Genomic DNA, 13,904 nt, shown 5'->3' on the forward strand with positions numbered 1-13,904 from the left:
TTCTGCATTAGAGCTTAGTCAGCAATTGTGATGTAATACTTTTTGATAGCCTTCTCAATCGCCCAAACAATATTTGACCCTTTGCACAGCAAGAACCCCTCCCCCGCTTCAAACCGCTCTATTCTCCCGGTTTTCTCGTCAGTAATAGACGCCACACCTTCTATCAGTACGCAAATTTCATTTGTGGTTTGACTGACCTTCAGGGTGCACGGGTCGCACTGCCATACGCCAGATCGGACACTAGCCTCCCCTTGGATGGCGTATTCAAAAACAAGCGAACCAGCATGAATTGGATTATCGCTAGTAACATCAGCTTCAAAATCGGGCCAGCGAACCAGGTCTTTGTTTTTGTCGATTCTAATTACGGCACTCATGGAAACCTCAACTAATATTTAGAATTTAAAGCCACATCACTCACACCAAGACTTTAAAGATACCAACGATACTCGCGCACACTGATGTCGTGCAAAAACGCAAGCGTATCCTGTCGTTTATTTTCACAATACACATCAACAAACTCTCCACCCAGAGCAGAACGCAGCGGAGCAGACTGCTGCATTTCCTTCAGTGAGGAGAAAATATCTAATGCAAATGGAATTCCGCTGTTACGATCTTCAGTCACAGGAGCGATCGGATCTCGTCCGCATTCAAGGCCGTACTCAATTCCCGACAGAATTGCTGCTAACACAAGATATGGATTTGCATCCGCGCCGGCGATACGATGCTCTATGCGCAAGTTTTTGGGGTCTGAGCTAGGAATTCTAAGAGAGGCATTTCGGCTCTCTAGCCCCCAACTAGCTTGGTTGGTGATGTTGACACTCCCGCCGAATCGCCGCAGCGCGTTAACATTGGGCGCGAACATCGGCATAGATGCTGGAAGAAGCTCCAAACAGCCCGCAACAGCGTGCTTCAGTAACCGAGCGTTGTCAGCGGCGAGAATATTATTGCCTGACTCATCATAAACGCTTACATGGACATGCATTCCGCTACCTGGGTGCTCCAAGTAAGGCTTAGCCATAAAGCTCGCACGGTAACCATGGTGGCGCGCTACACCCTGCGTGCTTCGGCAAAAAAGCGCAGCCCAATCAGCTGCAACCAATCCGTCATCAACATGCTCGAAATTAATCTCGAACTGACCAGGTCCATGCTCTGCTGTGATAACGGTGGCATCAACTCCCTGAGCGCGCGCAGCGTCCACCATGTCGGTCAAAACGGGTGCAAACCGGGAAATCCGATCAATGTGCATATTTGGTTGATCATCAGGATCGTCGCATAGCTTGCCTTGGGGAGGACGAGGCACCCCATCTTTTGAAGATTTGTCGAAAAGATAAAACTCCAGCTCAAATGCGACCGTTGGGTAAAACCCTTTGTCCTTGAGTCTTTTCAACACCAATGCGAGCACATTTCTCGGCTCAAACGGTATGGGCGATGGTGTGTCATCAGAAGTGATGAGCATCTGACCGACAGGTTGAGATTCCCACGTAACAAGCTTCAGCGTGCCCGGAACCAAGCGGCGTTCTGCATCTGGATCACCATCGTTAAAGAAATAATCCCCAATCTCATACACTCCACCTTGAAGTCCAAGCTGCACACAGTTTTGGGGAAGTTTTAGAGGTGAGCCTTTAGCAACTTTCTGGAGCAAGTCGATGGGGTAACGCTTGCCGTAAAACCTCCCAGGAATGTCAAGAGAGATCAAATCAACATAGCGAACCTCTGGATTAGCCAGCCTAAACTCACTGATTTCAGCCAACAACTTAAGATCTTCAGACATGATCATCTTCGCTTTGTTATTTAAATAGTCTACTGGTAAAACCAGAGCGCGCGAGTTACATATTTCGTAAGATTTCTATATATGAAGCACACACCAGGAACAAGCCGCAAGCAATCTCCAACATTCAACACTACCGATTTCTCACAAGCTTTAAGAGTGTTTTCCAACTTGCCCTAGAGAATATACCCCGCTTGTGGACTACTATCGCACAATGGTTGATCACCGCTGCTAGCACCGGGCTGAAGGGTGGTTTCGAGCATATTAAAATTCAGACGTGTACTCGATCTCAGTAGATGATCAATGATTCCATTTGCGTAGCTTAAACTACGTCGCTCATTAGGTTTCACGACCCAAGGCACACGCTGGGGGCATCGATCTTAAAAAAAGCCACGGAACCCACCGAAAACATACCACTCAATGACACCAGTTCTTGCAGTGTCGGTTTGGCCAAGCCAGCCTCTATGAGGCTTATGAAACCAGCGGGCTTTGATATCCGCCTGCCAAGGCTGGAAGGGGACAGGTTATTTTCCCGGCGTAGATCGCTAATGCACTGCTCCAAAGAGGAAGTGCAAGATGTACTAGTCATGATGACCGCTCCTACATCTCATACTAGATCTCTGAGTCGGTACCAAGTTTTTCCAACCGCCTCAATTGGCGCCGCACACAACTTTCCTCCAGGGAAATTTTTATTCTTAATACCCTCGTAAAGTTTCAGATCCTCCTCATCACCTAGAATTGAATTTGAGACGGCTCTCGCTGCCGCGAGTGTTGGAAGCACACCATGTCCAGAGTACCCTAACATCCAATAGAGCTGCCCCTTCCTAGATATGTCAGGCGTTCGATTAAGCGTGATATCGAGATGCCCGCCCCACGCGTAGTCAATCCCGACGCCTTCCAACTGAGGAAATACTCGTTCCAAATAAGGGCGAGTAGTCGCAGCGATATCCTTAGGCAGCCCCCCCATATAAGTAGTTCCGCCTCCAAACAGTAGACGATGATCCGGAGTCAATCTAAAGTAATCAAGAATAAATTGATTATCAGTAACGCATACGTTGGATGGAATGAGCGATTTAGCCACGTGTGGGCGCAACGGCGCTGTTGCGACTTGATAACTTCCTGCAGATAGCACTTTTCTTGACAATGGAGCGTATAAATCGTCTATATAAGCGTTGCAAGCGAGTACTAAAACGTCCGCGCGGACTTGACCTTTCTCTGTAACTACAGTAAAGCCGCTACCGCTCTCCCTGAAGCTAACGACCTTGGATTTTTCATAAATTTTACCTCCGGCCTTCTCGATTGAGTCAGCAAGGCCAAGAGATAACTTCAGCGGATTTAAATGCCCACCCTCTGGATCCAGTAACCCTGCCTTGTAGCGACCAGTGCCGACCCAATTTGGAAGCTCCTGTTCGGAGATAAATTGCAGCCCATGATGCCCCCAACGGTGACTAGCTTCGGCCTGCCATTCAGTTAGGGTTTTGATCCGGCGTTCCAAGACTGAAGTCCACAGGTGACCAGGCTTGTAGTCAATATCGAAGCCATGACGGATGGGCAACTGCCAGATTTCCTTTGCCGCCCACCGCATCGTCTCCCACAGCTGCCGGGCACGTTCATACCCCAACGCGGCCTCCAATGGCGGCATATCGCATGACCAGCCAAGAATTGCTTGCCCCCCGTTTCGACCAGAAGCGGCCCAAGCGACCCGACTCGCCTCCAACACCGTAACGCGCTTTCCCGCGAGGGCGAGCCTTAACGCCGTATGAAGGCCACTGAATCCAGCGCCCACCACCACAACCTCAGTGGCCTCTGAACCTTGAAGCTCTTCTCGGCTGGAGATTTGATCAGCGCAACTGTAGGAGTAGTAGCTAGGGACGTAATCACTCGAACGAAGAAACATTTTTGGCACCTGGAAGGCTCGTTTTCATGAAAATTTAGCCACTTTTGTTCATGAAAACAAGATATTTTTTTCACGATAACTGCGCTCGATTGCCTCTGCTTACGGACGGCGTAGGCCCACGACAGACAGGCTTTACCGAGCCGGCCGCGTAAAGTGACGCCAAAATATTGCTGAGCCTGGGGGTGCTTTTCCCTCCCCAATGGGTGAAAATCCTGGCGATCCGTCCCGCTCGAAAGACCGTCCGCTTCACTAGCCAAAGCCCGGGCTCTCGACTATTCAACAGCTGCTGCGGTCAGACTCGTCGGCACGAATAAATAAGCTATAAGTCTGGCTGTCGCCTTAAATTCTCGAATTCAAACAATATGGATAGTGGAAAAATTGTTATGACGGTAATGCCCTCACAAACCATGCCAAATATAATTCTTGAACTGCGAAAGAGGCGCAAAATGACAGTTCGCCAACTAGCTGATGCAATAGGCAGATCGGTTGGTTTTATCTCTCAAATCGAGCGTGGTCTATCTCAACCAACAGTGGAAGACCTAACAGCAATCGCCAATGCAGTAGGCGTTCCAATCGAAATATTTAGTCAACCTGCAGCCCCGCCGCTACAGCCGAACGTAACGAATCCTGGTGAACGTCGGTCGCTCAAATACGCTCGTGGTGTAACCGATTATGTCATTTCTCCGAACCTATCCGGGAAGATGATCATGTTCGAGACAATACTTGAGCCTGGAGCCACTTTCGGGGAGCGCGGAATCACTGAAGATTCTGAGCATTGTGGATATGTACTGGAAGGAGAGCTGACGATTTGGCTTGATGAAACACAACTTACAATTCCTACGGCAAGCGGGTTCCAAATTCCAATGGGTGTAGCATGTAAATACGCTAACTGCACTCGAAGTAGAACAAGAGTACTGCTAGTATATAGCTGATAAATCTGCTAGTGCGCCTTGCAAGCTTTCTTGACCAAGCACAACTTCCGGCCCTAAAGTGGTAATGCTGCTTGTTATGAAGCGGCCCTTCAGCTGGTAATGCGTACAAGGCAAAGCAAAAACCAGGAACATTAATTAAATTAATGATAGTTAATTGCAATAAGGTTACTTGAGCTAACGCTCGGGACTCTAAAGACATCAGTGCATAATTCGGCAGGCTGTGTTTCAAAGCGCCCGGAGTAACCAAGAAACGGATTTTTGATGTACTTCCGCCCGGAGGTCAGAGTGGAAACAGCAGGTGATGGTCACTGCCGAAGCGCTCTCCCTCGGTATGGGTTGATAGCAACGATCATCATGCTACTGCCTGCCCTTAGGGGTCATATCAATTTCTCCGGCCAGATACTAACTGGTGAATCTGGAAGCCGTGCGGAAGTAGACTTCGACGACCAGAGACCAGAAGGTGGCACCTGTTAGTGTAAGCCTACGCAAAAGGCTACCGTTCCAATGGCTAACGCCCTTAGCGGACGCATGCTCGAAGTTAAGCCAATGATGTGATCGTCGACAGGCCCGTGGAGCCGAGCCTTCGCTCTTGGGCCTTCTGAGGCCACCACCACCCCGATCTGGTTCGCAGTCATAAGAATGAAATGGCTATGAATCACATCTGGGCCCCAATAGCCACGCCACGCGCGACTAGCTGACACGCGGAAAACACGTGGCCACCGTCCCGCGTCTCGCCTTGTCTCAATCAAATCGTTCGGTGGCCAGCTTTCCCAAATTATGGAGGGGAGCTATGAGCGCCGCGATTCCTTGCCGCTACAAAACGCCTCCATCGAGCGCGTCCACGCTCAGCCAGACCAAGTTCTCGGGCAGCGCGAGAAGGAAACACCCGAGCGATGTCCGAGTGTTTCCACACCACCCAACCCTCCGCCCCCTGTCAGAGCAAAGGCCCTGCCAGACAGGCATGATCCAGCCAACCAGCAGAGGGCCGTCCAGGTAGGCAGAAAAAAATTTGCACCATGAACAAGAAGCGGATAATGTTCACGAAAGTGGATTTTTCCACACCCCTCAGACCATGCCAGCGAGACGTGGTTAAAAAAAATTGAGCTTGGGAAACCAAGTGCTCAGCTACTTACCTGTGCTTCGCTTATGAAAGTGAAACTGCGGCGTATCGCGATCAGCCGTGACCGATTTAATCACTTGAAAAAAGCTAAATAGATAGAGAAATCCGCATGACTGCTTTTTTTAATTACTATGAAACCACTGTAACGCGACAGGTCTTTCCTAAGGCACGGGGCATTCATGAAGCTGATGTTTGCATAGTCGGCGGGGGCATAGCCGGGATAACAACTGCCCTAGAGCTCAGTAAAGCTGGCATCTCTTGTGTAGTCCTCGAAGCTCGAAAATTTGGGGGGTGTGCCTCCGGAATGAATGGAGGCCAAGTCATAAGAGGCTTTGCCCCTCCAATCTCAGATGTGGAAAAGAACTACGGGATTGATCTTACCCGCCAATTATTTGAGCTGGCAACTAAAGGCGTGGATAAGGTATTTGAAAATATTCAAAAATATAGTATCTCATGCCAAATGGGACGAGGACAGATTACAGCCGCTGTACACCCTACCCACTTTGATGCTATGCGCCAAGAAGCTGAGACCCTCACTAAAGTTTATGGCTATAGCGAAGTGAAACCTCTGGAAAGAGAGGAGCTGTTGAAATATGTGACCTCGACTAAATACGCAGGCGGACTACGAGACCCTAGAGGCGGACAAATCAACCCACTCGCTTATACCCTCGGGATCGCAAGTGCCGCAACCGCCTGCGGCGCACGGCTATTCGAGTTGAGCCCGGTTGTAAAGATGCAGAAACAGGCAGAACGTTGGCAGGTTGAAACACCAGGTGGGAGCGTTCTCGCCAGTCGAGTAGTGGTGGCGTGTAATGCCTTTAACGGCGACTTAGAACGCCAGCTGGCACCAGGCGTGCTCAAGATAGGTACTTATCAACTTGCGACTCGCCCCCTTGAGTCTGACGAAACGATTCTTATTGGAAGCGAGCCTATTTTCGATACACACACATTCAATCACTATTTCCGTAAAACTGAAGATAACAGGCTACTCTTTGGTTGTTCAGTCGGGACTAGTCAGAACCCTAGTCAATCTGACCTTAGACATATCAAACTTGAAATTGCTAAAGTTTTTCCAAAGCTTGAAAACATAGAAATCGATTACGTCTGGGGCGGATGGCTAGACGTAACCGCAAACCAAATGCCTGATATTCGAGAAGTCAAAGACGGCAGAATAATCCTACAGGGTTTTAACGGACATGGAGTCAACTGTGCCAGCATGGCTGGCAGCCTTGCAGCGGAAAAGTTGCTGGGCATCAACCACTCATTTGATCTCTTCGCCAACATAAAACACCAGCGCCTGCCAGGACTACCGTGGACTAGATTACCATTGGCAATGGCGGGAAAATTCAAATACTACCTAGCCTCCAAACTAACAGGGCACTAGTAAACGCCTAGCCGGTCTGGCGTCGCGTCCGCCATAACATATAAGGGTAAAAACAATGATAACAAAAGAATTGATGTTGAGAACACTTTCCGCAGTGATGATTTCGGCGAGCATTCTTCAGCCAGTGCACGCGGAGTCTGTAATACACGTCTATAACTGGACTGACTACATTGGCGAGAAAACAATCGCAGAGTTCAGCAAAACGACCAAGACCAAAGTCGTGTACGACGTATTTGATTCTAATGACACTCTTGAGGCCAAGCTTCTCGCGGGCAACACCGGATACGATGTAGTAGTGCCATCAAACCATGTTCTAGAGAAACTGACGAACGCCGGATCATTCCAAAAGCTCGACAAGTCTCTCCTCCCAAACTTTGCGAACTTGGATCCCGCCCTCCTCAAGCGTCTAGAAGCAAACGATCCTGGCAATGAGTATGCGGTACCTTATCTTTGGGGAACCAGTGGTATTGCTTACAATGCCAAGAAGGTCAAAGCTGCACTCGGTGTAGATCACATCGATTCGTGGGCCGCCATTTTCGAGCCCGAGAATATGAAGAAGCTATCTCAGTGCGGCGTTGCCTTCTTGGACTCGGCTGATGAAATGATTCCATCCATGCTTCTATACCTCGGAATGAATCCTAACAGCAACAGTTCAGCTGACTACAAGAAGGCAGAGACCAAGTTTCTTTCCGTGCGCCCTTACATTACCTACTTCCACTCATCGAAAATCATCTCCGATCTCGCTAATGGAAACATATGCGTTGCGGCGGCCTTCTCCGGGGATGCCATTCAAGCTAAAGCCAGAGCTACTGAGGCTGGATTAGATACTGATATTGAATACGTGGTACCAAAAGAAGGTAGCAGTATTTGGTTTGACATGCTGGCGATTCCTTCTGATGCGAAAAATGTTAAGGATGCACACGCTTTTATCAATTACCTGATGAAGCCAAACGTAATCGCAGATGTAAGTAACTATGTCGGATATGCCAATTCAAACCCAGGTGCCGATGAATTTATGGATCCAGCCATCAGAAATAACCTGGCGGCATATCCCTCAGAGGCGACTCAGAAAAATCTCTTTGTAACGGCGGTACATCCGATGAAAGCTCAGCGCCAACTGACAAGGATTTGGAGCAATATTAAGTCGTCTAAGTGAAAACTCACGCCGACTCATTAACTCTTATGACGGCAGCGCTAATGCCCGAAGGTTAGATTGCGCTTGAGCGCTGAACGCAGATTACGCGTCACGTCAGTTTTTAGAACCTAGCTGACGTGACCCCTTGCACCTGCAGGCTGAAAGCACGCACCAGGCACCATCAATTCGAATATAAGGGTATTCCGGATGTTTCCGAAGCCACTCATCGGCGTCACTGCCTGCCGCCAAATGCTCGGCAGTCACTCATCGCACACTGTTGGCCATAAGTACCTAGAGGCAGCGTCTCATGCCGGCGCAGCTCTGGTGATACCAGCACTACCAGCTTCTGCAGACCTAGATACACTCTTGGAAAAATTAGATGGCATCCTGTTTACCGGTTCGCCATCTAACATTGAGCCACACCATTACGGTGAGAGCTCCAAAAATCTAGAGCAGAAACACGATCCAGACAGAGATGCTCTGACTCTAGCGCTAATTAAAAAAACCCTGGAAAAGGGAATACCAATTTTTTGCATTTGTCGGGGATTTCAAGAGCTGAATGTAGCTCTCGGTGGAACTCTGCACCAACTGGTGCATGAGGTTGAAGGCTTCGCTGATCATCGTGAGCCAGTGAACAGATCTGTAGCCGAGACATATGAACTGAGCCACAGCGTGTCCATCACATCTGGTGGTCAGTTGGAGAAATGGGGTTTCCCGGCACAGTTTGAAGTCAACTCGCTGCACGGGCAGGGAATCAATCGTCTTGCCGCGCCGCTACGTGTCGAAGCTTTTTCCCCAGATGGCTTAGTTGAAGCAGTATCTGCCATAGGCACAGAGGGCTTCGCATTTGGGGCTCAGTGGCACCCGGAATGGAAGTTTAAGGAAAACCCAATCTCTTTGCTTCTTTTCAACAAATTCAAAGCCGCGTGCGAAAAATATGCGAGACATAGAAACAACTTAGCTCTGATTCAAGCCAGCTTGTGAAAGCTTAACTATCGAGATTTGCAACCCAAGCAAGTAGCGGCGCACAAAAGCACCATCAACTCACCGTATTGGAGCAGAAAATGATAAAACTAAAATCTGTACCCACTGCCGCCATGGCCTTGCTCGGCGTATTAGCTGCGACCCCAGCACATGCAGCTGATGACTGCGAGACGTGCGCTAAAGTTGAGAGCGGAACTGTAAAAGGATTTCGTGAAGGTGACGTTGTTGCATTCAAAGGCATACCGTATGCGTCGGCGCCTGTTGGAGATCTTCGGTTCCAACCGCCACGCCCCGCTAAGCCTTGGAGTAATATACTAGAGACTAATGAATATAAGTCATCGTGCGCGCAGTTCAAAGACCCACTAGAAGAATACTCCACGCCAGCGCGTAAAGTAACATCCCGTACTGGAGACGAAATCGAAATTTATGACAACGAGGACTGTCTCTATCTGAACGTTTGGACACCCAAAGTAGACTCCAAAAAGCGCCCGGTAATGGTATTTATTCACGGCGGTGCGTTTGTCGTCGGTAGCTCTTCAAGTGATTTTTACAATGGTAAGAATCTCGCTAGTCACGACGCTGTGATTGTCAATTTTAATTACCGCTTGGGGCTATTTGGCTTCATGGAATTGGGAGAACTGGACAGCGCTTACAAGGGTAGCGGTAACAATGGCCTGAGGGATCAGATTGCTGCCATTTCTTGGGTTAAGAGAAACGCCTCAGCCTTTGGTGGTGACCCCGATAACATCACCGTCTTTGGCGAATCAGCTGGTAGTGCTTCTATCAATGCACTGATGGCAACTAAGCGTCCTGAAAATCTTTTCAAACGTGCAATCGCCCAGAGTGGTGGCGCTCAGATCATTCACTCTCCAAAGGTCGCCAGCCAAGCTGCTAAAGACATTTTTAAGGCCAGCGACATGAAGACATTCTCGGAATTCCGAGATGCGTCCACTCAAGCGCTATTGGAAATTCAGACTCTCGCATATGCACAGTCTGAAATCGGCGACCTTTTGTTTGCCCCCTTCATCGATGGAGACATAATCATTGGTGAGCCCAATAAGGTGATCAAGGCAGGGAACGCTAAAGCAATCGATTTGATGGCCGGCGCAACTCAAAACGAAATGAACTATTGGTCACTATACGATAGCGAACATCGAAACATGTTCACTGACGCTACCGACTTCGGCGACGCCAGCCCTCTAATGCCCGAAAAGTACCGAAAAGACCTTGAGCACAGGATTAAAGGCTCGCTGGATGACAAATATAAGGCCATCCTGAAAGAAGCAGATCTGTCAAAGGTTCGCCAGGCGCAGAACGATGACTTTGCGATGATTCAACCAATGCGAAAGATGGTCGAAAATCAGCAAACTAATAATCCAAATGTATACCTGTACCGCTTTAAATGGGCAGTGCCGGACAGCTACATTCCTAAGGGACAGAAAAACCTAGGATCGGTTCACGCAATGGAGCTTCCCTTTGTGTTTGGATCGCTCGATCTTGCCTGGGTGCCTGGTGGCGTTGAATTTAGCGCCGAGCCAAGCAATGAAGCGAAAGAACTCAGCAAACAGATGATGGCCGCGTGGACTAACTTTGCACGTACCGGCAATCCGAACGACAAGAATGTGCCTGAGTGGCAGACTTATGATGTATCGGCGAGGCAAACTATGATTTGGGACGATCAATCCTCCTCCAAGTCAGATCCCGAGCCTCAGCGTCGTGCTATTTGGCAAAATGAAGAGTTTACGTCGACTGAGCACGACTGAGCTCGACTGTGCATGCAACACCTGAAAAAATTAATAACAAGGGTGGCATATGAATAATCTTTCTCCAGCACTCGTCGTGGCAACACTTGCTATATCGGTACTCAGTGAAGCCCAAGCTCTACCTCTCGGACATGGATTCGATGCGGAAATCGAACTTAGTGCCGTGAGCGACTATCGATACCACGGTATATCGCAAACACTCGGGGATCCTGCTGTTCAGGGGGGAGTCACTTTAGCCTCCCCTATTGGTGCGTACATCGGCACATGGATGTCTAATGTCGACTACGGCCCCTCGACAGCAACCCGATTTGAGCAGGATTACTATGCCGGCTGGTACATCCCGATTGGCGAAGATTTCACCCTCGACGTGGGCTGGTGGAAGTATACCTATCAAAAGAACAGCGAGCTAAACGAACCTTCGTACTATGTCGTTGCCACATACAAAGCTATTGAGCTCACCCATCAGTGGGCGTCAGGAAGCCAAGCTGGTTCATACACATCCCTGGCTTATACATATCCCTTTACTGCTACAACAAGGGTCAAAGTTCGTTACGGATTAAATGACTTTAAAGATCCAGTCATTTTTTCAGCCGATGGGAACACCCGAGAACATTACCGGGAATGGGAGGCTAGAATTGATCATGATTTATTGGGAGCAACATTCAGTGCTAGTCTAGTAGATACAGACCTCTCCTCATCTGAGTGCGTCAGCGTATCTGGCTACGATGACCTTTGTAGTGCAAATCTAGTTGTAGGTGTTTCCAAAAAGTTCTAGTTAACTAGGGGCGATATCGCTGAGGATCTTTTACCCACCTTGGCGGTATTATTAAATCGCCGCATAGAATGCATCGTTAATAAGAATTATTTGGGGACAATACATAAAACCCAGTAGAAGCTAACTCCTTGCAAGAGCTAGATTCTGTAATGCACTGCCCCCCCCTACAAATCAGACTGTTATCACAAGCGCACTTAGCTTTTCAAAAACCTAATGAGAGTTAACGTTATGAGTAATAAATCGGTAAATGACGTAGTAGGTTTTTCACGTTCCGATGTCGAACCAACTGAAGACAAAATCAACCACCCCGATGTATTATCGGGGGAGTACACAGCAAAAACATGGCTGCACTTTTCTGACGAATCCCGAAGTTTCATCTCGGGGGTATGGGAAGCTGAGGCATGTGAAGAAAATTTTACTTCAGAGCAAACAGAGTTCTGCCACATACTTGATGGATATGTACGTTTAACTGATCGACGAGGAAGATCTGTTAATTACGGCCCAGGCGAATCTTTCGTTATACCAGCAGGGTTCAGTGGAACTTGGCAGAATGTCGGAACAGTTAGAAAACTGTTCGTCATCGCTTAATCGTAACGGGTCGCTCGGAGCGACCTCTCCAGGTCTGCTAAAGCCTAGCCAGCACCCTCATGCAAATCGCGACGGAGACTCAAATGATTCCAAACTTTGTAACTGAGCTTGCTCATCTCCACAAACTTATCAGTTTCCATTTAAGATCAGTCGCACCTGATTTTGAGGATCGATTTCAAGCTGCTGAATCCAACATAATGATCAGAAAACCAGTTCCGTTCAACACCAATGATCGAAGCTTTGAACTAGTAACGTCCTGCATTAGCAATGCAAAAAAAAATCTAGCATCTTTTCCTCTTAATCTTAAAGCAATGTCTGAGTGCATTTTCAACATTGCTCCGGCACTGAGGTGGTATACGATACCTGCAAGAACCACTCCCCCCGAGTTCCAAGAGGGCCATTTGAATGCAATGATATTTGGGCCTAATGGTTTAGCAACGTTTGGCAACCTGATGCTCGGTGTTACCGTTATGCGTCCGGGTCTCACGTATCCTGAACATCGACATCGCCCCGAAGAGCTCTATATCGCGTTGTCAGATAGCGAATGGTGGCGAGAGTCTGCTTTTTGGCATAGGCCTGGCATCGGTGGAACTGTTCACAACCCGGGAAATCATTTCCACTCGATGAGATCGGGTAACACACATCACCTCTCGTTATGGCTACTATTTGGCGATGAAAAATTCGTCCCTGGTGCAGAATAATCAAGCTGCACAACCGGAGCTATAATGAAAATAAGATCAATCCAGCATTCAATAGTTATTTTTGCAGGAATTAGTTTATTCCTGATTACGGCCACACTTGTAACTTATTCCCTTTATGCAAGCTTTAAAACTCAGAGTTTTGTACACTCCCAAACCGAGCATCTTTTAGAAAATACTCTTGAAGGCCGCTTAATGGCTCTGGCCTCATCAAAGGCCGCTAAGATTCAAGCTGAATTGGCTCAACCAATGCTTATTGCTAAAGCGATTGCGCTAACAAATACGACACTAGCGAGTTCGGAAGATCTTCCGGCCCATGAAATTCTTCTGCTAAGGAATGACATTCAAAATCTCACCAAAGCTTTTTTAGTCGAGAACTCTACCCTTGTAGACGTATATACAGCTTGGGAGCCTGAGGCATTCGCTTCAAAAGCTGAGTCAAAAACGGCCGCACCATCCGATGAATCAGGCAGGTTTACCCCATGGTGGTATCGAGATACCTCTAGTCAAGCGGTGCTCTCCACTTTAGGTGATGAACTTGAGAGTCAAACACTGCTTGCTACGGGAGTTCGAGAAGGAGAATACTATCTTTGCCCCAGAGAGAAAGGTAAACCGTGCACCGTTGACCCCGCGTCTTACGATGTTGATGGCACAATTGAATTGATATCCAGCTTTAATGCTCCTTTGATAAAAAACGGTCGCTTTCTTGGCGTTTCCGGAGTTAGTTTGTCACTAGATTTCATACAGAGCCTAGCTATCCAGGCGAATCAAGAGCTCTATGATGGTGCTGGACAAGTGGCATTATTATCGGCTAATGGCAGCATCGTGGGGTTTAGCAGTGATGAAAAGAAGCTTGGGGC

The 13,904-nt window shown here is 48.2% G+C and carries 11 protein-coding genes; 8 read left to right on the forward strand and 3 right to left on the reverse strand.

The annotated features are described in order from the left end of the window. Positions 1–14 precede the first annotated feature (14 nt). From AD666_RS24105 to AD666_RS24115, 3 genes are all read right to left on the reverse strand, one after another. Entirely contained in the window at positions 15–374 is a 360-nt protein-coding gene (locus AD666_RS24105; RefSeq protein WP_053157912.1) for a cupin domain-containing protein, read from the reverse strand. Positions 375–427: 53 nt separating this feature from the next. Continuing rightward, a complete protein-coding gene (locus AD666_RS24110) occupies positions 428–1,771 on the reverse strand; it encodes a glutamine synthetase family protein (RefSeq protein WP_156315987.1) in 1,344 nt (447 codons plus the stop codon). 604 nt (positions 1,772–2,375) lie between these two features. After that, positions 2,376–3,665, reverse strand: coding sequence for an FAD-binding oxidoreductase (locus tag AD666_RS24115; protein WP_053157918.1), 1,290 nt, complete (start codon positions 3,663–3,665; stop codon positions 2,376–2,378). Between the two features lie 383 nt (positions 3,666–4,048). On the opposite strand from AD666_RS24115, the gene AD666_RS26295 reads away from it, so the two are divergent. The 8 genes from AD666_RS26295 to AD666_RS26315 all read left to right on the forward strand — a co-directional run bounded on the left by AD666_RS26295 (position 4,049) and on the right by AD666_RS26315 (position 13,047). Continuing rightward, positions 4,049–4,597 (forward strand): helix-turn-helix domain-containing protein, encoded by a 549-nt coding sequence (locus AD666_RS26295; protein WP_082339921.1) that lies wholly within the window; start codon positions 4,049–4,051, stop codon positions 4,595–4,597. 1,229 nt (positions 4,598–5,826) lie between these two features. After that, positions 5,827–7,101 carry an FAD-binding oxidoreductase gene (locus AD666_RS24120; protein ID WP_053157921.1) on the forward strand — a complete coding sequence of 425 codons (1,275 nt, stop codon included), beginning with the start codon at positions 5,827–5,829 and terminating at the stop codon, positions 7,099–7,101. Between the two features lie 73 nt (positions 7,102–7,174). Beyond that, positions 7,175–8,257 (forward strand): polyamine ABC transporter substrate-binding protein, encoded by a 1,083-nt coding sequence (locus AD666_RS24125; RefSeq protein WP_053158867.1) that lies wholly within the window; start codon positions 7,175–7,177, stop codon positions 8,255–8,257. Between the two features lie 186 nt (positions 8,258–8,443). Then, positions 8,444–9,220, forward strand: a complete 777-nt coding sequence (locus tag AD666_RS26300; protein ID WP_082339923.1) for a gamma-glutamyl-gamma-aminobutyrate hydrolase family protein — start codon at positions 8,444–8,446, stop codon at positions 9,218–9,220. An 80-nt stretch (positions 9,221–9,300) separates the two neighbouring features. Further along, the gene (locus tag AD666_RS24130) at positions 9,301–10,983 is read left to right on the forward strand and encodes a carboxylesterase/lipase family protein (protein ID WP_082339925.1); all 1,683 of its coding nucleotides are present in this window, start codon (positions 9,301–9,303) and stop codon (positions 10,981–10,983) included. A 49-nt stretch (positions 10,984–11,032) separates the two neighbouring features. Continuing rightward, a complete protein-coding gene (locus tag AD666_RS26305; RefSeq protein ID WP_082339927.1) occupies positions 11,033–11,758 on the forward strand; it encodes a TorF family putative porin in 726 nt (241 codons plus the stop codon). Positions 11,759–11,986: 228 nt separating this feature from the next. Next, positions 11,987–12,346 (forward strand): cupin domain-containing protein, encoded by a 360-nt coding sequence (locus tag AD666_RS26310; RefSeq protein ID WP_156315988.1) that lies wholly within the window; start codon positions 11,987–11,989, stop codon positions 12,344–12,346. Positions 12,347–12,429: 83 nt separating this feature from the next. After that, positions 12,430–13,047 (forward strand): dimethylsulfonioproprionate lyase family protein, encoded by a 618-nt coding sequence (locus tag AD666_RS26315; protein ID WP_172679666.1) that lies wholly within the window; start codon positions 12,430–12,432, stop codon positions 13,045–13,047. Positions 13,048–13,904: the final 857 nt, after the last annotated feature.

The organism is Pseudomonas sp. Pf153 (assembly GCF_001269775.1).
In the GTDB taxonomy this organism is placed as follows: Bacteria; Pseudomonadota; Gammaproteobacteria; order Pseudomonadales; family Pseudomonadaceae; genus Aquipseudomonas; species Aquipseudomonas uvaldensis.